At 75.0% G+C, this 19187-nt stretch carries 14 protein-coding genes; 5 read left to right on the forward strand and 9 right to left on the reverse strand.

All coding sequences use genetic code 11. The annotated features are described in order from the left end of the window. Positions 1–104: 104 nt before the first annotated feature. The 6 genes from ACFHW0_RS08220 to ACFHW0_RS08245 all read right to left on the reverse strand — a co-directional run bounded on the left by ACFHW0_RS08220 (position 105) and on the right by ACFHW0_RS08245 (position 8418). Positions 105–2855 (reverse strand): LppU/SCO3897 family protein, encoded by a 2751-nt coding sequence (locus tag ACFHW0_RS08220; RefSeq protein ID WP_416606582.1) that lies wholly within the window; start codon positions 2853–2855, stop codon positions 105–107. Positions 2856–3197: 342 nt separating this feature from the next. Next, on the reverse strand, positions 3198–3335 hold the full coding sequence (locus ACFHW0_RS08225) for a hypothetical protein (protein ID WP_165947779.1): 138 nt from the start codon (positions 3333–3335) through the stop codon (positions 3198–3200). Between the two features lie 220 nt (positions 3336–3555). Continuing rightward, positions 3556–5013 (reverse strand): dihydrolipoamide acetyltransferase family protein, encoded by a 1458-nt coding sequence (locus ACFHW0_RS08230; RefSeq protein WP_416606726.1) that lies wholly within the window; start codon positions 5011–5013, stop codon positions 3556–3558. Between the two features lie 5 nt (positions 5014–5018). After that, positions 5019–6008: an alpha-ketoacid dehydrogenase subunit beta gene (locus tag ACFHW0_RS08235; protein WP_416606583.1), complete on the reverse strand. Its 990-nt coding sequence runs from the start codon at positions 6006–6008 to the stop codon at positions 5019–5021. Then, positions 6008–7183 (reverse strand): pyruvate dehydrogenase (acetyl-transferring) E1 component subunit alpha, encoded by a 1176-nt coding sequence (pdhA, locus tag ACFHW0_RS08240; protein WP_416606585.1) that lies wholly within the window; start codon positions 7181–7183, stop codon positions 6008–6010. The genes ACFHW0_RS08235 and pdhA overlap by 1 nt, the downstream gene beginning before the upstream one ends. 674 nt (positions 7184–7857) lie before the next feature. Continuing rightward, positions 7858–8418, reverse strand: a complete 561-nt coding sequence (locus tag ACFHW0_RS08245; protein WP_416606587.1) for a hypothetical protein — start codon at positions 8416–8418, stop codon at positions 7858–7860. A gap of 336 nt (positions 8419–8754) precedes the next feature. Between ACFHW0_RS08245 and ACFHW0_RS08250 the strand changes: the two genes are divergently transcribed. Further along, positions 8755–9306: a phosphatase PAP2 family protein gene (locus ACFHW0_RS08250; protein ID WP_416606589.1), complete on the forward strand. Its 552-nt coding sequence runs from the start codon at positions 8755–8757 to the stop codon at positions 9304–9306. Positions 9307–9485: 179 nt separating this feature from the next. Here the strand turns inward: ACFHW0_RS08250 and ACFHW0_RS08255 are convergent, their stop codons facing one another. From ACFHW0_RS08255 to ACFHW0_RS08265, 3 genes are all read right to left on the reverse strand, one after another. Then, positions 9486–10706 carry a hypothetical protein gene (locus ACFHW0_RS08255; RefSeq protein WP_416606591.1) on the reverse strand — a complete coding sequence of 407 codons (1221 nt, stop codon included), beginning with the start codon at positions 10704–10706 and terminating at the stop codon, positions 9486–9488. 114 nt (positions 10707–10820) lie between these two features. Beyond that, positions 10821–12506 carry a GTPase gene (locus tag ACFHW0_RS08260; RefSeq protein WP_416606593.1) on the reverse strand — a complete coding sequence of 562 codons (1686 nt, stop codon included), beginning with the start codon at positions 12504–12506 and terminating at the stop codon, positions 10821–10823. Beyond that, the gene (locus tag ACFHW0_RS08265; RefSeq protein WP_416606595.1) at positions 12503–14344 is read right to left on the reverse strand and encodes an ABC transporter; all 1842 of its coding nucleotides are present in this window, start codon (positions 14342–14344) and stop codon (positions 12503–12505) included. Before ACFHW0_RS08265 ends, ACFHW0_RS08260 begins: the two co-directional genes overlap by 4 nt. A gap of 223 nt (positions 14345–14567) precedes the next feature. On the opposite strand from ACFHW0_RS08265, the gene dnaK reads away from it, so the two are divergent. From dnaK to ACFHW0_RS08285, 4 genes are all read left to right on the forward strand, one after another. Next, positions 14568–16448, forward strand: a complete 1881-nt coding sequence (dnaK, locus tag ACFHW0_RS08270; RefSeq protein ID WP_416606597.1) for a molecular chaperone DnaK — start codon at positions 14568–14570, stop codon at positions 16446–16448. A gap of 48 nt (positions 16449–16496) precedes the next feature. Continuing rightward, positions 16497–17225, forward strand: a complete 729-nt coding sequence (grpE, locus tag ACFHW0_RS08275) for a nucleotide exchange factor GrpE (RefSeq protein WP_416606599.1) — start codon at positions 16497–16499, stop codon at positions 17223–17225. An 84-nt stretch (positions 17226–17309) separates the two neighbouring features. Next, the gene (dnaJ, locus tag ACFHW0_RS08280) at positions 17310–18503 is read left to right on the forward strand and encodes a molecular chaperone DnaJ (RefSeq protein WP_121397283.1); all 1194 of its coding nucleotides are present in this window, start codon (positions 17310–17312) and stop codon (positions 18501–18503) included. 46 nt (positions 18504–18549) lie between these two features. Further along, complete coding sequence (locus tag ACFHW0_RS08285; protein ID WP_121399143.1) at positions 18550–18990, forward strand: heat shock protein transcriptional repressor HspR; 441 nt, start codon at positions 18550–18552, stop codon at positions 18988–18990. The last annotated feature ends 197 nt before the right edge of the window (positions 18991–19187 follow it).

Here is a 19187-nt window from a genome sequence, read left to right on the forward strand (position 1 = left end):
ACCACGGGCACTGTCGTTTTCCGCGTCCGTTCCATGGCGCCACCGGCCGGAGAAACGGCGGCGGGGCCACGGTCTCTCCCGTGGCCCCGCCGCCGTCGTTGTAGCTACTGGCCTGCCGGCTTGAGGCAGAGCACGCGGTTCGCCCCGCCGCCCTGGAGCACCACGTGCGGCTGGGTCGGGTCGGCGCACTTGTCCTTCGCGTCCACCTTGGAGACCACGGTGAAGGCACCCGCCTCGCCGCACTCCGCCGCCGCCGCCGTCTCACCCGACTTCTTCACGCAGCTGCCGACCGCCGGGTCGAACGCCGGGGCCGGGTCCTCGCCGCCGACCTTGCCGAGCAGCATGAGCAGGCCCAGCGGCACCGCCAGGATGAGCACCGCCGCGACGAGCACCGCGGCGAGCACCCGGCCATTGCGGATCTTGGGCGTGGGGGCCTCGGTCTTCGGCTCCGCGATCGGCTTGAACGAGTCGAAGCGGTTCTGCTCCTGCTCCGGGCCGCCCTGGTCCCAGGGGCCGGGCTGCTGCGGAGGCGGTGGGAACGCCGGCGGGAACGCCCCGCCCGGCGTGGGCTCGGCCGTCGGGGCGGCCCCGTAGCCGGGTGCCGGGCCGCCGGCTGCCGGCGTACCGAAGGGGTCGGCGGGGCGGTCCGCGCCGTCGTGCGGCCGGACCCCGTTCACCGGTCGGTTGCTGGCCGGCGCGTCGACGAAGGACGGCACGCCCGGCGGGAAGGCCGGAGGCGCGGCCGGCGAGGCGGGCGCCACCGGGGAGACCGCGCCGAAGACGGCGGTCCCGCTCGGTGCCCGGTCCCGGTCGTCGAAGCGGCCATCCTGGCCCTGGTCGAACCGGCCCTCGGGGGCCTGGTCGAACCGGTTGTCCTGGCCCTGGCCGAAGCGCGGATCCGGCCCCTGCTCGAAGCGGGGGTCCGGCCCCTGGCCGAAGCGCGGGTCCGGCCCCTGGTCGAAGCTGGGTGCCGGCGCGTGGTCCGGCCGGTGCCCGCGCGGGTCCTCCTGCTCCGGCTCGTCCGCCGGCTCAGGGCGGGCCGGTCGGCCGTACACGCGGGGCTGCGGCGCGGGTGCACCACCCGGGCGGAGGGCCTGGTCGGTCGGCGGCATCACCCGGCTGGCCAGCGGCACCGAGGCGCTCGCCGAGACGCTGCCGGCGGCCGGTTCGGCACTCTCCGGCGACGGTACGGCCGCCCGCCCGCCCACCTCAGGCGAGGTGCGCGGTGCCGGGACCACCGGACCGGCGGGCGACTGCGGCTCGTCGTGCCGGGAGCCGGCCTGGGCCCAAGCCGGCTGCTCCTGCTCGTACGCCGGCAGGCCGCCGTCCCGGCCGGGCTGCTCGGGGGTGAACTGGGCCGGCGGCGCGTAGTCGACCGGCGGGGCGGAGGCCAGGCTGGCGCCGGGCACCCGCTGCTCCTGCGGCGGCAGCGGCACCGCGTTGGCCGGCGAGATGCCGGGCCCCGGGGCGGGCTGGTAGATCGGGGGCTCCTCGGCCCGCTCCGGCTCCCAGCCGTTGCCGGCGCGGCCCGGGGCCGGCTCGCTCGCCTCCGCGCGGCCCCACACCTCGTCCGCCGACCACGGCTCGACATCCGGTACGGCCGGCCGCTCGGCGGCGTTGCCGGCCCACTGCGGCGGGTTCTCCGGAGCGGGACCCCACGGCTTCGGCCCGCCGTCGCCCGGCACCGGGACGGAGGCACGGCCGGGCGGGGTGGAGGTGGGCTGTGCGGCGCCCCAGCCGTTCGCGTCCCGGTCGTCGGGCATCGGGGGCACGGACGCGGCACCCCGCGCGGCGCGCTCGTCCCGGGCGGGCCACTCGTCACCCTGGGGCTGGCCGTCCCGGGGCGCGTCGTCGCGGGAGGCGGCCCAGGCGCCACTCGGAGGCTGCTCCGCACCGGCGTCCCAGCCGGGCTGCTCGTCCTGCTGCTGGCCGCCGGCCCAGCCGCCGGAGCGGTTGGGGTCGTCCTGCTGCTGCCCGGGGGCCCAGCCGCTGGCGGGGTCCTGAGGGGACTCGGCGTTCCAGCCGCCGGAGCGGGAGGGGTCGTCCTGGGCGGGCCAGGGCTGGGGTGCGGGGGCGGGGGCCGGGGCGGGCTGGGGGACCCGGGCGGCGCCGCGGGCGGCGGGCTCGGGCTGCGCCCAGGCGGGGGACGCCTGCTCGGCCGATCCCCAGGCGGGCTGCTCGTCCTGCTGCTGGCCGCCGCCGGAGCGGTTCGGGTCGTCCTGCTGCGCGGCCCAGTCGCCCTGCGGGGGCCGGTCGTCCGGGGTGGCGCCGTCGGCCCAGCCGCCGGGACGGGCCTGCTCGTCCTGCTGCTGCTGGCCGCCGACCCAGCCGCCGGAGCGGTTGGGATCGTCCTGGGCGGGCCAGGGCTGAGGTGCCGGGGCCGGGGCGGGCTGGGGGACCCGGGCGGCGCCGCGGGCGGCGGGCTCGGGCTGCGCCCAGGCGGGGGACGCCTGCTCGGCCGGTCCCCAGGCGGGCTGCTCCGGAGCGGCGTGCGGCGGCTGGGGCTGCTGCGCGGCGGCGGCGGCCCAGGCCGGGCCGGCCTGCTCCTGCGCGCCCGGCCACGCCGGCTGCGGCGATCCGCCGGCCGGCGCCCACTGGCCGGGCTGGGCCGGGTCGGTCTGCTGCGGCGCCTGGGCGGCCCACGCGGGGGTCTGCTGCTGCTCACCCTGCGCGCCCCAGGCGGGCGGGTTCGGTCGCCCGGACGGGGGCGGGGGCGCCCAGCCCAGGTCCGGGGCGCCGGCGCCGTATCCGTTGTCCTGCTGTGCCGGGCGGTCGCCGTACGGCGCCGGTCCGCCGGCGCCCGGCGACACCTCGTCCGGCTGCTGGCCGGGGTGGTGCGTGCCCTCGGACGTCATGCGTGCGCCTCCTCCATCACCTGTCGGCCGCCACTGCCGATCGGTCTTCTCGGCAGGGTGGCCGGCGTCGCCGGTGTACCGGCCGTGCCGGCTCCCCGCACCGTAGCCGGTGACCGCCCGAGGGCGCCCGGGGAGCACGGTCGTCACTCCCCGTGGCCGGACGGTGTCGAGCGGCTTCTATCGACTCGACTGCTCCGGGTCGGCGGGCGACGACCGAAGCCCACCGTACCGGGCGCTGGGGCGAGGTGGAATCCCGGTGTCAACCGCTGCGAAACGCCGATGACCCGCCCGGGCGGACCGGGCGGGTCATCGATCTGGAGGAGGTGAGAGAGGTTCTGGGCGTCAGCTCATGTGACGCTGGGCGATGGCGAGGATCTCTTCGCGGACCGCGGGCGAGTTGGCGGAGCGCAGCGCGTGCTCGATGGCACGGGCGCGGCGGTTGGCGTCGCGGCGGTTGCGGATTCGCTCGATCATGCTCATGGGTCTCTCCTCCTGGCTATTCGGTTGTCAGCCCCTTGATGTCTTCCATTGAACCCCAAGACGGGCGCACCTTCCATCGATTCTTAGGTGAGCTGGGACACGGGCCGAACAATCGAAGGTGTGGAGGGTTGGTGACCAACGCTTTCGTTCCCCAACGGAAACGGCCGGTGTGCCGGGCGTCAACCCGTAGCACACCGGCCGTTCGGCTGGCGTCAGACCGTCAGGTCCAGGCGAGCAGCGCCGCCTCCGGGTCGGCCAGGAACTCCCCGATGTCGCGCAGGAACTTCGAGCCGAGTTCACCGTCGATGATCCGGTGGTCGAAGGAGAGGCCCAGCGTGGTGACCTGACGCGGCCGCACCTTGCCCTTGTGCACCCAGGGCATCTCGCGGACCGCGCCGAAGGCCAGGATCGCCGACTCGCCCGGGGGCAGGATCGGCGTACCGGTGTCCACCCCGAACACGCCGACGTTGGTGATCGTCAGCGTGCCGCCGGACATGTCCGCCGGCGAGGTCTTCCCGGCCTTGGCCGTCTGCACCAGGTCGGTCATCGCGTCCGCCAGCTCGCGCAGCGAGAGCCGACCGGCGTCCTTGATGTTCGGCACGATCAGCCCGCGCTCGGTGGCCGCCGCGATGCCCAGGTTGACGTAGTCCTTGACGACGATCTCGTCGCCGGCCCAGGTCGAGTTGACCATCGGGTGGCGCTTGACGGCCAGCAGCACCGCCTTGGCCACCAGCAGCAGCGGCGAGACCCGCACGTCGCGCCACTCCCGCCGGTTGCGGAGCCGGTCCAGGGCCTTCATCGCCCGGGTCACGTCGACGGTGAGGAACTCCGTGACGTGCGGCGCGGTGAACGCCGAGCGGGACATGTTCTCGGCGGTGAGCTTGCGTACCCCCTTGACGGGGATGCGCTGCTCGCGGTCCGCGCCGAAGCTCGCGGCCGCCGTGGCCGGGGCCGACACCGCGAGCGGCTCGGCCGCCGCCGTGGCCCCGCTCGCCGCCCGCTGTACGTCCTCCCGGGTGATCGAGCCCAGCGGTCCCGACCCGGTCAACGTGGACAGGTCGACGCCGAGGTCCTTGGCGAGCTTGCGTACCGGCGGCTTGGCCAGCACCGGCCCACCGGCAGGACCGTGACCGTTCGACGGCGCGGTCACCACCGGGGCGGGCGACGCCGGCGCGACCGGCGCGACCGGGGCCGCCGGCTGGGCCGGCACCGGGGTGTCGCCCCTGCGCGGGCGCCGCTTGGCCGCCGTGTTCCGCGGGCCGTAGCCGACCAGCACGGCGGTGCGCCCACCCGGGGCGGGACCGCCGATCAGGCCCGGCTCGACCGCGCCCTCGGCCGGCGCCACCTCGACCGCGGCCAGGGACGCCGCCGACGGGGTCGGCAGGGCGGCGGCCGGCGCGCCGGTCGTCGACGCCTCGATCGGCCCGGCGCCCGGATCGGTGTCGATCGCGATGATCGGCGTGCCGACCTCGACCGTGCTCCCCTCCGGGTGGAAGATCGCCTGCACCTGGCCGGCCCACTTCGCCGGGATCTCGACGGCCGCCTTGGCCGTCTCGACCTCGACGATCGGCTGGTTCAGCTCGATGACGTCACCGACCTTGACCAGCCACGCGAGGATCTCACCCTCGGTCAGGCCCTCGCCCAGGTCGGGCAGGTTGAACTCCTTGATCCGCGACATGCCGCTCACCAGCCGAAGGTGCGGTCGACGGCGTCGAGCACCCGGTCGAGGTCGGGCAGGTACTCCTCCTCCACCCGGGAGGCCGGGTAGGGGGTGTCGAAGCCGGTCACCCGCAGCACCGGGGACTCCAGGGAGTAGAAGCACTCCTCGGTGATCCGGGCCGCGATCTCCGAGCCCAGGCCCAGGTTGCCCGGGGCCTCGTGCACGACCACGCAGCGGCCGGTGCGCCTCACCGACTCGTACGCGGCGGTCAGGTCCAGCGGGGAGAGCGAGCGCAGGTCGATGACCTCCAGCTCCCGGCCGTCCTCGGCGGCGGCCGTCGCCGCGTCCAGGCAGGTCCGCACCATCGGCCCGTACGCCAGCACCGTGGCGTCCGTGCCGGTCCGGACGACCCGGGACGAGTGCAGCGGGTACGCCCCGGACAGCGGGGCGTCCAGCTCGACCGGGCCCTTCTCCCAGTAGCGCCGCTTCGGCTCCAGGAAGACGATCGGGTCGTCCGACGCGATGGCCTGCTGGATCATCGTGTACGCGTCCTGCGGGTTGGCGCAGGACACCACCTTCAGGCCGGCGGTGTGGGCGAAGTACGCCTCGGGCGACTCCGAGTGGTGCTCGACCGCGCCGATGCCGCCGCCGAACGGGATCCGGATGACCATCGGGATCCGGACCTTGCCCTGCGAGCGGTAGTGCATCTTCGCCACCTGCGACACGATCTGGTCGTACGCGGGGTAGACGAAACCGTCGAACTGGATCTCGCAGACCGGCCGGAAACCGCGGATGGCCAGGCCGACCGCCGTGCCGATGATGCCGGACTCGGCGAGCGGCGTGTCGATCACCCGCTGGTCGCCGAAGTCCTTCTGGAGGCCGTCGGTGATCCGGAAGACGCCGCCGAGCTTGCCGACGTCCTCGCCCATGATGACGACCTTCGAGTCGTCCTCCAGGGCCCTGCGCAGACCGGTGTTGAGTGCCTTGCCGAGGCTGAGCGTCTCCGTGGCCATCAGTGGGCGCTCCCCTCGAACGACTCCATGTAGCTGGTGAACTGCGCCCGCTGCTCGTCGAGCTCCGGGGACCCGTGCGGGTAGACGTGGTCGAACATCGTCGCCGGCTCCGGGTCGGGCATGGCGAGCACCCGCTCGCGCAGGTGCACCGACTCGGTGCGGGCCTGCTCGTCGACGGCCGCGAAGAAGTCCGCGTCGGCGATCTGCTGCCGGGTCAGGAACGCCTTCATCCGGGCGATCGGGTCCTTCGCCTGCCACGCCTCGACCTCGCTGGCGATCCGGTAACGGGTCGGGTCGTCGGAGGTGGTGTGCGCGCCCATCCGGTAGGTGTAGGCCTCGATCAGGCTGGGGCCCTGGCCGAGCCGGGCGTTGTCCAGCGCGTGCCGGGTCACCGCGTACGACGCGAGCACGTCGTTGCCGTCCACCCGGACACCGGGGAAGCCGAAGCCGCCGGCCCGCTGGTAGAGCGGCACGCGGGTCTGGCGCTCCAGCGGCTCGGAGATGGCGTACTGGTTGTTCTGGCAGAAGAACACCAGCGGGGCGTTGAAGACGCTGGCCCAGACGAACGCCTCGTTGACGTCGCCCTGGCTGGTGGCGCCGTCGCCGAAGTAGGCGATCACCGCCTCGCCGTCCTCGGTCCCGGTCTTGCCGTCCATGTGGACGCCCATGGCGTACCCGGTCGCGTGCAGGGTCTGCGCCCCGATCACGATCGTGTACATGTTGAACTTGAACTCGTTCGGGTCCCAGCCGCCCTGGTCGACGCCCCGGAACAGGCCGAGCGGCATGATCGGGTCGATGCCCCGGCAGTAGAGGACGCCGTGCTCCCGGTAGGTCGGGAAGGCCATGTCCTGCGTACGCAGCGCGCGTCCCGAGCCCACCTGCGCGGCCTCCTGGCCCAGCAGGCTGGCCCACAGGCCCAGCTCGCCCTGGCGCTGCAACGCGGTGGCCTCGGCGTCGAGCTTGCGGACCAGCACGAGGTCGCGGTAGAGCCCGCGGTACTCCTCGTCGGTGAAGTCGACGCGGTACTCGGTCCCGTCCGGGCCGGTCGCGCTCTCGAACCGCTCACCCTCCGGGGTGAGCAACTGCACCAGCTGCGGGTCGCCGGTCGCACCCTTCTTGGACCGGGGTGCGGCCCGTCGGCCGCGACTGGAGACCCCGGGGTCGCCCTTTGCCATCCGTCTCTCCCTGTCTGTCTGCGTCGGCACCGGGGGGTCACCCGGCCGCGCAACTCGTGCGCCTGCCCGGCTGGTGCCGGACGGGTTCCTGGCGGCCGCGCCTAGCCCCGGTGGGGGTTGCCGCGCGGCGTGAGCCGGATTCTGGCCGAACCCGGTTCGGGAGCGCCGGCGCCCAGCCGCGCCTGCCGCGAGGGTGCGCGGAGGTCGTGGCTGCGTTGCCGTCGTGGTCCATATTCGCATCACACGTGAGCGCGCCCACAGTGCGCCTGTCCCGGGCACCTGCGGTGACCCGCTTCGTCGCACGGGGCGCCCGTTGTCCGTTGCATCGACGCGCGGCCGATCCGGCGGTGGTTCGTCACCGTTCGGCCAGATAAGCGTGTCGACACGCTGTGCAGGGTTGGCTGACCGAGCGTCACTGGTCCAGGCTGATTGGCGCGGGATCGTCCGCGTCGGGGCGGTTTGCCGCTTCCCCGCGTCCGGGCGGTGCCCCCGGGCGCTCGGGCCGGTCGCCGTACCGGCCCGTCCACTGCCGCAGTCGACGAAAAGGGGTGTGTGGTGTCCGAGCCAGGCCGAGATCCCACCGTCCCCTTCCTCGGCCGGCACCGCGCCGCCGGCGGCTACCGCCGGCTGGTCGGCGCGCACCGGGCTCCCGGCTCGGGCGGGCCGTCCCGGGGCTACCTGTTCACCGTGGCACTGCTCGCCGGCACCGCGTCGATGCCGATCCTCGCCGCCATCAGCACCGGCTCCGCCACCGTCGGCAGCACGGCCCTGCCGGACGGCAGCACGCCGTTCCTTCCGACACCCTCGGTCGGCCCAGTGGTGATCCCGGTGCCGGCGACGGGCCAGCCGCCGGTCGTCCCGTCGACCCCGTCCCCCGCCGCGCCCGACCCGGGCGACTGGCGGACCGTCGTGCCCCTCCCGGGTACGCCGATCGTCGCGGCGCCGGCGCCAGCCCCGCCGCCGCCGCGCGGCCCGGCGGCACATCCGAAGCCCTCGGCCAGGCCCGGCGGCCGACCGGTCCCGCCGCCCCCGGCCCCGAGGCCTTCGGCGTCCCCGAGCCCGTCGCCGAAGCCCTCGGCCAGCCCGAGCCCGAGCCCGGCGCCCACACCGACCGGCGAGCCGACGTCGGTGGAGCCGACGAGCAGCCTCTCGCTACCGCCACCCGAGCCCACGGCGACCCCGGCGCCCAGCGCGTCCCCGGCACCGGACGGCCCGACCGCCAGCGCGACCGTCACTCCCGGCCCGACCCCCGCCGACCCCAGCCCGACCCCCGCCGACCCCAGCCCGACCGCCGCTGATCCAGGCCCGACCGCCGCCGGCTCCGGTCCGACCGGTCCCGGCGGGACCGGGCACCGGGACGGTCGGCTGCGGGTACGGTGACGGTCGACGGCAGGTGATCCAGCCCCGGCCCGGTCGGAGCGCCGGGGGACGGACGGGAACGGTTCCGGGCGGCGGCCCGGGGTGGACGCAGAGGCGGGGCGCTGAGCGGGACGGGCGGTTCGGACGCGGAACCCCAGACCCGTCCGGCCGCCGCGCCACCACCCGGCCGCACCCTCCGGCTCGCCCGCTTCGTGACCGAGCTGACGGCGCCCGCGGTGCTGGTCTCGGCGCTGACGCTGGCGGTCGGCTGGCACAGCGCCCGGGGCGCGCACGGGCTGGCCTGGGGACTGCTGGCCACGCTCTTCGTCAGCGGGATCCCGTTCGCGTACATCCTCGGCGGGGTGCGTCGCGGCCGACTGACCGACCACCACGTGGGGGTCCGCGAGCAGCGCCGGGTCCCGCTGCTGTTCGGGCTCTGCTCGGTCGCCGCCGGGCTGGCCCTGCTCACGGTGCTCGGCGCGCCGCGACCGGTGCTGGCCCTGGCCGCCGCCGGGCTCGTCGGTCTGGTGGTCGCCGTGACGGTGAGTCACTGGTGGAAGATGTCGATCCACTCGGCGGTGGCCGCCGGGACGGTGGTCGTGCTGGTGCTCACGTTCGGGGCCGGGTTGCTGGCGACAGCGCCACTGCTCGCGCTGGTCGCTTGGTCCCGGGTCCGCCTGCGCGACCACACGGTGCCCCAGGTGGTCGCGGGGCTCGCCCTGGGCGCCCTGGTCGCCGCCCTCATCTTCGCCCCCCTCCGCTGACCCTGCCCCTGCCCCTGACCCCCTCCCCCTCCCCCCGAAGCTGATGGCGCGCACCCCGGACGAGGCCGCCGATCATGCAGTTGTGGTGCCCCGCAAAAGCTACGGAATGCCGCTTTCCGCCCACCACAACTGCATGATCGACGCCGACGGGCGGGGCGGGGCGGGGCGGGGGGTGGGGGTTAGGCGGGGTCGTCCGTGAGGCGGTGGCGGTTGGCTTCGATCCAGGCGTCGAGGGCGGCCGGGTCGTCGGGGTCGACGCCGTCGGCCATCAGCTGGGCGACGGCGGCGGTGGCGGGGCTGCGGCGCTCGCCCGTGCTGTAGAGGCGGGCGAACTCCGGCACCATCTCCTCGATGGCCGTGTCGATCTGCGCCGCCGCCTGCTCGGGTAGGCCGCGCTTGCGGGCGGCGTATCCGGCCCAGGCACGCAGCACCCGGGGCAGCAGTGCGGCGTCGTCCATGTCCAGCACCGCGCGCCGGTGCACCCAGTCCAGCAGGAACAGCCCGGCCACGGTGGGGCTCCACCGCATCGGGTCGGCGTCCGGGAAGCTGGCCGCGTGGTCCAGCAGCAGGCTGAGGCAGAAGTGCAGCGAGGCCAGCTCCGCCCCGTCGATGGTGTCCAGGCCGAACCGGGCCGCCTCCGGCGCGGCGAGGAACCGGCGGACCAGATCCGTGCGCTCGGCGGCGGAGAGCGGCTCGGCGGGCGCGGGGGCCGCCCCTGCCGTCTGGGGCAGCAGTGCCAGCCGGGCCCCGAGCAGGGCGCGGTCGGTGGCGAGCGAGCCCTCCCCGGGCAGCTCGGTCAGGCCGTCGGTGATCGCCAGGTGGCGGGTCACCTCGGCGCGCATCCGGGCCGGCTCCTCGTCGCGGAACCAGGTCAGCTCGTCCCCGGCGCACATCTGCCGGACCTGGTCGAGGATGCGGTCGGGCGGCCCGCCGACGAAGACGTCCTTGGTGATGCCGATGTTGTGGTCGAGCAGCGTCACCACGGCGTGCGCCGAACCGCCGGCCGGGTCGTCGTAGGCGAAGGTTGCGAGGTAGGAGGTCTGGTCGCCGTACACGTCGCCGTAGGACCAGCAGCCGGTCAGGTGCACGCGGCCGAGCTGGCCGGCCCAGGCGGGGGTGGCGGCGCCCGGACGGACCCGGTCGGTGCCCTCGGCGTCGGGCACCAGCGCGGCGAAGACGGCGCGGATGGTGGTCGCCGCGGCCGAGCGCCGGCGGGAGGTGGCGGCCAGGAAGCCGGCCACGAAGTCCCGGACGGCGGCGTCACGCTCGGTCTCCGCGACCGAGTAGACGCTGCCCAGCAGGGCCGCGCCGAGCATCTCCGCGTCGAGGGCGTTGTCCAGCTTGGCCACGTCGCGGGCGGCGTGCAGCACCGCGTCGTACGGGGTCTGAGGCGTTCCCATCCACCGACCCTACGCCGCCGCCCGCCCCGGGACGGTACGAGCGACCCGAGCGTCAGGTCCGCGTCGCGGCGCCGCGCCGCCGACCTGCGGTTGCCGTGGGACGGAATTCCCGGCTCAGCGGCCGGCGGCCTCCTCCAGAGCCGTGCGGGCCTCGGCGTAGGAGGCGAGCACCGCCCGCACCGGGGCGAGCACGTTCTCCTCGCCGACCGCCGCCACCGCGTCCGTGAGGCGCCGCTCGGCCCGACGACGGGCGCGGCGGGCCGCCCAGCGGACGATCGGCCTGGTCAGGGCGGCCACCAGCAGCCCGGCGAGCAGGCCGCCGAGGAGCAGCAGGGTGGGCAGCGGCACCTCGCCGACCATCGGGTGCTCCAGCGCCGGCAGGCTCAGCGCGCGCAGCCCGTAGCCGAGCGCCAGCCAGCCCAGCCCGGCCAGCGCGGCCAGGGTCACCAGCCACTGGAGGCCGCCGACGAACCGCCACCAGAGCGGTCGCCGGTCCATGCCGAGGTCCGTGCCGGCCACCGCGCGGTCCAGCGCGTCGGGCAGGTCGGCGAGGTGGGAGCGGGCGGCGGCCGTCACCGCGGCCGGCCAGGCGGCGGGCAGGTCCGCCCCGGCCCGGTCGGCCACCGACCGGATCGCCAGCCCGAGCGCCGCGCGCTGTGCGGCGGTGGGGTCGGGTACCGAGGTCGCGGCGACGAGGCTCTCCGCCGGTTCGTCGCGGCCGGCGGCCGGGCCGGGCAGGTGCAGCCGGCGCAGCGGGTCGGGCCGCAGTCGCCGCCAGCCCCGGACCAGCGGCCAGCCGGTGGTGGCGGCGCCCCGGTGCCGGTACGCCTGCTCGACCGCCTCGGCGACCGCCGGCACCCCGGCGGCGCCGGCGAGCGCCCGGTGCAGCGCGGTGACGGCGGCGTCGTCCGGCCCACCGGCCGGCGAGGCGTCGCCGACCAGCTCTTCGAGCCCGGCCACCACCGCGTCCACGTCGCCCCGGAGCCGCCGCAGGGCGGCCTGCCGCTCGGCCACCGTGCGTTCCAGCGCCTCCCGCAGCCCGGCCATGCCCGCCGGATCGACGGCGGTGGTCGCCAGCAGCGGTACGCCGTCCAGGCCGTCGCTGTCGAGCAGCCGGCGCAGGTCGGCCAGCACCCGGGGCAGCTCGGCCGGCGGCAGCCGGTCGGCCTGGTTGAGCACGACCAGGGTGACGTCCCGGTGCCGGTGGAACTCGCGCAGGTAGCTGGTGTGAATGACGCGGTCGGCGTACTTCTGCGGGTCGACCACCCACACCACGAGGTCGACCAGGCCGAGCAGCCGGTCCACCTCCAGCCGGTGGGACCGCTGCACCGAGTCGAAGTCGGGCAGGTCGAGCAGGATCAGCCCGTGCAGGGCCGACTCGTCGTCGCCGTCGAGCACGCTCTCCCGCACGAACCGGTGCCGGGGCAGCACGCCGACCCAGTCGAGCAGGCGGTTGCCGCCGTCGAGCGGCCCCCAGACGCAGGCGTGGGCGACGCCGGTGGTGGGGCGGCGCACCCCGACCGTGGAGAGTTCCATCCGGGCGAGCGCGTTGAACAGGCTGGACTTGCCGCTGCCGGTCGCGCCGGCGAGGGCCACCACGGTGTGGTCGCGGGAGAGCGCCAGCCGGGTGCCGGCCCGCTCGACCAGGGTGTGTGCCGGCACGAGCCGGGCGTCCGGCAGGTGGCCGTCGACGACGGTGAGGAACCGGCGTACGGCGTCGAGGCGGGCGATGAGCGCGTCGGCGTCCACCCGCTGGTCACCGCGGAACGCCTCGCGCATCCGCCCGACGATGTTGGTCATGACCCTCCATCCCCGGCGCCGGGCAGGCCCACGACTGCCGTGCCGGCGAGGTCGCTGCGGTTGCGGGCGATCTCCACCCGGTTGGCGGCGCCGCGCAGAGCTTCGGCGGTGCGCGCGGCGGGCCGCGCCTGCGCCGTCCGGTCCAGGTAGCGGCCGGCCTCGTCGTCGAGCAGGGCCCGCACCCGGTCCAGCAGGTCGGCCCGGGCCTTGGCGGCCAGCGTACGCACGGCCTGGTCGCCGAAGATCGCCTGGAGCACGGTCTGCGCGGCGACGGTCGTGCCGGCCCCGGTGGCCACCTCCAGCCCGGTGGGGATGAACGCCGTCGAGGCGAACACCGCGATCATGACGGCGAGCCCGGTGGCGTTCACCGCGTACGCGGCCGTCCGGGCCACGAAGCGGCGGTCGCCGCCCTCGGCGCGGACCAGCTCCAGCACTCCACGCTGCCACTCCCGCACCAGCCGCTCGGCCCGTTCGGGCAGGTCGGCGGAGGGGTGGGCCAGCTCCGGTTCGAGCAGCGCCGCCCCGGCGGGATGGGCCTTCCACCCGGTGTACGCGTTCTCGGCCGCCTCGGCGGCGACGCCCCGCAGCAGCGTCACCAGCTGGGACTCGATCGCCTCCCGCAGCTCGGACGCGGGCGCGGGCCGGCCGGTGACCGCCGACACCACCCGGTCGCGGAGCCGCCCGATGCGGGCCTCGATGGTGCGGAAGAACTCGCCGGTGCCGACGAACTCCTGCCAGCGGGCCAGCACCTCGCCGCGGAGCAGCCGACCGTCCTTCAGCCCCTGCCCGACGGTCCGGTGCGCCCCCCGGTACGCGGCCAGCACCCGCTCGTCGAGCGCGTCGGCGGCGGCGATCTGCTCCTCGGCGGCGTCGGCGAGCCCTTCGACCGCCGGGTGCAGCGCGGCGAGCGCGCCGTCCAGGGTCTGCCGGACCACGGCGGCGCGGGCGTCGGCGTCGGCGGCCAGCCGGGCGAACCAGGCGGCGAGCGGCGCGGTGACCCGCTCGGGCAGCAGGCCCTGCCCGTCGACCCAGATCTCGGGCAGCACGAAGAGCGGGGCCGCCCCCAACTCCTGCGCGGCGAGCATCTCCGACAGGTGGGCGGCGATCTCGTCGGCCGCCTCCGGGGGCACCCGGTCCAGCACCATGGCGATGACGGCGCCCCGGGCCCGGGCGCTGCGCAGCAGCTCCCAGGGGACGGCGTCGGCGTAGCGGGCGGCGGTGGTGACGAAGAGCCAGAGGTCGGCGGCGGCCAGGAGCTGCCCGGCCAGGGCCCGGTTGGCGTCGACGACCGAGTCGATGTCGGGGGCGTCGAGGAAGGCCAGCCCGGCCGGCAGGGCCGGGGCGGTGACCAGTTGCAGGGTGCGCGGGTCCTCGCTGGGCTCGGTGGTGCGGGTGAGGCCGGGCAGCAGCTCACCCTGGCGGAACCAGCCCGAGTCGGCCGGGTTGCAGACCAGCACCGGGGAGCGGGTGGTCGGGCGGAGCACCCCGGCGGCGCTCACCCGCGCCTGCACGAGGCTGTTGACCAGGGTGGACTTGCCCGCGCCGGTGGACCCGCCGACCACCACGAGCAGTGGCGCGTCGAGCCGGCGCAGCCGGGGCAGCAGGTAGTCGTCGAGCTGGTCGGTGAGGCTTCCGCCGGCCCGCCGGGCGGGCTCGGCGGAGGGTAGCGCGAGCGGGAACCGGGCCGCCCCGATCGCGGCACGCAGGCCGGCCAGTGCGGCGGGCAGGCTGTCGTCCCCGGTGGTGGCGGGCCGGTCCTCCCCGGCGTCCGTGGGGCCGGTGCGAGCTGCGACGGTGGGCGTGCCGGCCGGGTTGGCGGGATCGCCGTGCGTCGTCACCGCTAAAGCGTGCCCGACCGATGCAAGGGAAGACAACCGGTCAGTATCAAGCTGGGGTTGCGTCGGGTCGACTCAACCCCGACTTGACGATTTCGCGGGGCGTGGCACTATTGAGTCAAGTTCACTCAACTTGTGGTGGGGTCGCTGCGGGCGACGCCCGCCGGGCAGCTCGACGGGCGTCGCCCGTCACCTGCCCACAACGTGATGAAGCGAGGAAGCGAAGATGGCACGTGCGGTCGGTATCGACCTCGGCACGACGAACTCCTGCGTCAGCGTTCTGGAGGGCGGTGAGCCCACCGTCATCGCCAACGCTGAGGGCTCGCGGACGACCCCGTCGATCGTCGCGTTCGCCCGCAACGGCGAGGTGCTCGTCGGTGAGGTCGCCAAGCGCCAGGCGGTGACGAACCCGGACCGGACGATCCGCTCGGTCAAGCGGGAGATCGGCACCAACTGGTCCGTCGACATCGACGGCAAGAAGTACACCCCGCAGGAGATCTCGGCCCGCACGCTGATGAAGCTCAAGCGGGACGCCGAGGCGTACCTGGGCGAGCAGATCACCGACGCGGTGATCACCGTCCCGGCCTACTTCAACGACGGCCAGCGCCAGGCCACCAAGGAGGCTGGCGAGATCGCCGGCTTCAACGTGCTGCGGATCGTGAACGAGCCGACCGCGGCGGCCCTGGCGTACGGGCTGGACAAGGGCTCCAAGGAGCAGACCGTCCTGGTCTTCGACCTCGGTGGCGGCACCTTCGACGTGTCGCTACTGGAGCTGGCCGAGGGCGTCATCGAGGTCAAGTCGACCAGCGGTGACAACAACCTCGGTGGCGACGACTGGGACCAGCGGATCATCGACCATCTGGTGAAGACCTTCCGTGGCGAGCACGGCATCGACCTGGGCCAGGACAAGATGGCCCTCCAGCGGCTCCGCGAGGCGGCCGAGAAGGCCAAGATCGAGCTGTCCGCCGCCACCACCACCAACATCAACCTGCCGTACATCACCGCCGGCGCGGCGGGCCCGCTGCACCTGGACGTGACGCTCAGCCGGGCCGAGTTCCAGCGGATGACGCAGGACCTGCTGGACCGCTGCAAGGGCCCGTTCGAGCAGGCCGTCAAGGACGCCGGCATCAAGGTCTCCGACGTCGAGCACGTCATCCTGGTCGGCGGCTCGACCCGGATGCCGGCCGTGACCGACCTGGTCAAGCAGCTCACCGGCAAGGAGCCCAACAAGGGCGTGAACCCGGACGAGGTCGTCGCCGTCGGCGCCGCACTCCAGGCCGGTGTGCTCAAGGGCGAGGTCAAGGACGTCCTGCTGCTCGACGTGACCCCGCTGAGCCTGGGCATCGAGACCAAGGGCGGCATCTTCACCAAGCTGATCGAGCGCAACACCACCATCCCGACCAAGCGCTCCGAGGTCTTCACCACGGCGGACGACAACCAGCCGTCGGTGCTGATCCAGGTGTTCCAGGGCGAGCGGGAGATCGCGGCCTACAACAAGAAGCTCGGCACCTTCGAGCTGACCGGCCTCCCGCCGGCGCCGCGCGGCGTGCCGCAGATCGAGGTCACCTTCGACATCGACGCCAACGGCATCGTCAACGTGCACGCCAAGGACCTCGGCACCGGCAAGGAACAGAAGATGACGATCACCGGCGGCTCCTCGCTGCCGAAGGACGACATCGAGCGCATGCGCCGCGACGCCGAGGAGCACGCGGAGGACGACAAGCGTCGCCGCGAGGAGGCCGAGACCCGCAACCTGGCCGAGGCGCTCCAGTGGCAGACCGAGAAGTTCCTGGCCGAGAGCGGCGACAAGCTGCCCGCGGAGTCCCGTGACCAGATCAACGAGGCGCTCGGCGAGCTGCGCGGCGCGCTCGGCGGCCAGGACCTCGAGAAGATCAAGTCGGCCCACGAGCGGCTGGCGCAGGTCTCCCAGCAGGCCGGCTCGCTGCTCTACAACCAGCAGGGCGAGCAGCCGGGCGAGGCCGGGCCGGGCGCGGCGGGTGCCGCCGGCGCCGGGGCGACCGGTGGCCCGCAGGCCGGCGGCTCCGCCGGTGGCGCGGACGACGTGGTCGACGCGGAGATCGTGGACGAGGACAAGGACAAGAAGTGACGGTTCGTCCTCGGACACGGAACCACGGCAGAGGGATGAGGTAGCCCCATGACGGAGAAGCCACGAGCTGCCGACCCGGGTGCGACCGGGTCGGCGCCGGGTGGCTCCGCGCCCGCCGAGCAGGCCGGCGACGGGCCGCGGGTCGTCATCCGTAACAACCGCAAGATCAGCGAGACGTCCGAGCCGGCCGCCGCCGACGCCGGCTCGGACGTCCCGGCCGAGGGCCTGGTCGAGGAGGCCGAGGTCGTCGTCGACGAGATCGAGGTCGAGGCGGCCGAGGTGACCGGCCCGCCGGTGGTGGACGCCCCGGCGCAGCCGGCCGACGGCGGCCCGACCGCGCTCGGCGCCGAACTCGAGGCACTGCGCAAGGACCTCGACGAGCGGACCCGGGACCTCCAGCGGGTGACGGCGGAGTACGCCAACTACCGCAAGCGGGTGGACCGGGACAAGGGCCTGGTCACCGAGCAGGCGACCGGCGCGGTGCTCGCCGCGCTGCTGCCGATCCTCGACGACCTGGACCGGGCCCGCGAGCACGGCGACCTGGTCGGGCCGTTCGGCACCGTCGCCGAACAGCTCACCACGGCGCTCGGCAAGTTCGGGCTGACCCCGTTCGGCGAGCAGGGCGACCCGTTCGACCCGACCCGGCACGAGGCGGTCGCCCACCAGACCTCGGCCGACGTCACCGAGCCCACCTGCGTACAGGTGATGCGTCGGGGCTACCAGGTCGGTGAGCGGCTGTTGCGACCCGCGATGGTCGCGGTCGCCGACCCGGAGTAGTGCGGAACGACGACCGGACCGTCCCGCCCGCCCGCAGAGGGTGGGCGGGACGGTCGGTCCCCAGCTAGGGAGGGGGGTGGACCGGTGAGTTCCAAGGACTGGATCGAGAAGGACTTCTACGCCGTGCTGGGCGTGGACAAGGCCGCCACCGCCGACGACGTCAAGAAGGCGTACCGGAAACTGGCCCGGGATTCGCACCCGGACCACAACCCCGGCGACCCGAAGGCCGAGGAGCGTTTCAAGGCCGCCTCCGAGGCGTACGCCGTGCTCGGCGACGACGCCAAGCGGCGGGAGTACGACGAGCTGCGGTCGCTGTTCGGCTCGGGGGCGTTCCGGCGCGGGGCCCGTGGTCCCGGCCAGCCCGGCGGCGTCCCGTTCGACGTTTCCGACCTGTTCGGGGGCGCCGCGGGCGGGGGCGGTGACCGCCGCTTCGGCGGGGCCGGCTTCCAGGACCTGTTCAGCTCGATCTTCTCGGGCGGTGCCGGCGGTCCCGCCGGCGGGGCGGCGGCCCGCGGCCCGGCCCGGGGGCGGGACGTCGAGGCCGAGGTGGCCCTCGACTTCGGCGACGCCGTACGCGGGGTGACGCTTCCGCTGACGCTGCGCGCCCCGGGGGTGTGCGACACCTGCCACGGCAACGGGGCCAAGCCCGGCACCCAGCCGCGCACCTGCCCGGTGTGCCACGGGGCCGGCGTGACCAACCGCAACCAGGGGTCGTTCAGCTTCTCCGAGCCGTGCCGCAACTGCCAGAGCGTGGGCACGGTCGTGGACGAGAAGTGCCCCGAGTGCCAGGGCACCGGCGGGGTCACCAAGACCCGCACGCTGAACGTCCGTTTCCCGGCCGGCGTGGCGGACGGCCAGAAGATCCGGCTGGCCGGGCGGGGCGAGCCCGGCGCGCGGGGTGGCCCGGCGGGCGACCTCTTCGTACACGTGAAGGTGCGGCCGGACGAACTGTTCGGGCGTACCGGCGACGACCTCACGCTGACGGTGCCGGTCACGTTCGCGGAGGCCGTGCTCGGCACGGACCTGCGGGTGCCCACCCTCGACGGCGCGGTGACCCTGCGGGTGCCACCGGGTACGCCGAGCGGCCGGATCCTGCGGGCGCGGGGCAAGGGGGTGGTCCGCCGGGACGGCCAGGCGGGCGACCTGCTGGTGACGCTCGACGTGGTCGTGCCCGCGAAGGTGTCAGACGAGGCGCGTGCGGCGTTGGAGAGTTTCGCCGCGCAGACCCCGCCGGCCGCCCGGGAACATCTCGAGGCGCGGGTACGTCGATTCAGTTGACCCGGTGTTCAGTCGGCTCGGTGGAGTGCACGCGGAGGTGAGCGGGATGTCGGACGAGTTCGTCGGCTCGGGTGACCCTGCCTACGAGGCCAAGGTGCTGATGATCTCGGTGGCGGCGCGGATGGCGGGGATGCACCCGCAGACCCTGCGCCAGTACGACCGGTTGGGCCTGGTCCAACCGGGACGGGCCGCCGGCGGCGGGCGCCGCTACAGCGTCCGCGACGTGGTGCTGCTGCGCGAGGTGCAGCGGCTCAGCCAGGACGACGGGATCAACCTGGCCGGGGTCAAGCGGATCATCGGGCTGGAACGGCTGCTGGAGCAGGCGCAGCAGCGGGTGGCCCGGCTGGAGGCGGAGCTGGACGCCGCGTACCGGCGGATCGCCGAACTGGAGGCCCTGGCCCGCTTCCCGGGCAGCGACCTGGTGCCGACCAACCGCACCTCCACCGCGCTGGTGGTCTGGCGTCCCCGCCGGGGCCCCGAGCGCTGACGACATCTCACCGCGCCCGGCCGCCCTCCGCGGCCGGGCGCGGTCGTCTACCCGCCCCCGCCCGGCCGCCCCGCCCTGCCGTCGCGCGGTGTGGCCACTCTCCGACTCCCGACTCCCGGTTCTGGTGCCGTCGCCGACCGCCGCGTCGCTGGCGGTAGGCCGTTCCGGCCGTCGCCGGCGGGTAGGCCGTTCCGGCG

Source organism: Micromonospora sp. LOL_025 (assembly GCF_048060285.1).
In the GTDB taxonomy this organism is placed as follows: domain Bacteria; phylum Actinomycetota; class Actinomycetes; order Mycobacteriales; family Micromonosporaceae; genus Micromonospora.

Coding starts and splice junctions, on each gene's coding strand:
- ACFHW0_RS08220 (WP_416606582.1), bottom strand. CDS start 2,855: ATGACGTCCGAGGGCACGCACCACCCCGGCCAGCAGCCGGACGAGGTG.
- ACFHW0_RS08225 (WP_165947779.1), bottom strand. CDS start 3,335: ATGAGCATGATCGAGCGAATCCGCAACCGCCGCGACGCCAACCGCCGC.
- ACFHW0_RS08230 (WP_416606726.1), bottom strand. CDS start 5,013: ATGTCGCGGATCAAGGAGTTCAACCTGCCCGACCTGGGCGAGGGCCTG.
- ACFHW0_RS08235 (WP_416606583.1), bottom strand. CDS start 6,008: ATGGCCACGGAGACGCTCAGCCTCGGCAAGGCACTCAACACCGGTCTG.
- pdhA (WP_416606585.1), bottom strand. CDS start 7,183: ATGGCAAAGGGCGACCCCGGGGTCTCCAGTCGCGGCCGACGGGCCGCA.
- ACFHW0_RS08255 (WP_416606591.1), bottom strand. CDS start 10,706: ATGGGAACGCCTCAGACCCCGTACGACGCGGTGCTGCACGCCGCCCGC.
- ACFHW0_RS08260 (WP_416606593.1), bottom strand. CDS start 12,506: ATGACCAACATCGTCGGGCGGATGCGCGAGGCGTTCCGCGGTGACCAG.
- dnaK (WP_416606597.1), top strand. CDS start 14,568: ATGGCACGTGCGGTCGGTATCGACCTCGGCACGACGAACTCCTGCGTC.
- grpE (WP_416606599.1), top strand. CDS start 16,497: ATGACGGAGAAGCCACGAGCTGCCGACCCGGGTGCGACCGGGTCGGCG.
- ACFHW0_RS08285 (WP_121399143.1), top strand. CDS start 18,550: ATGTCGGACGAGTTCGTCGGCTCGGGTGACCCTGCCTACGAGGCCAAG.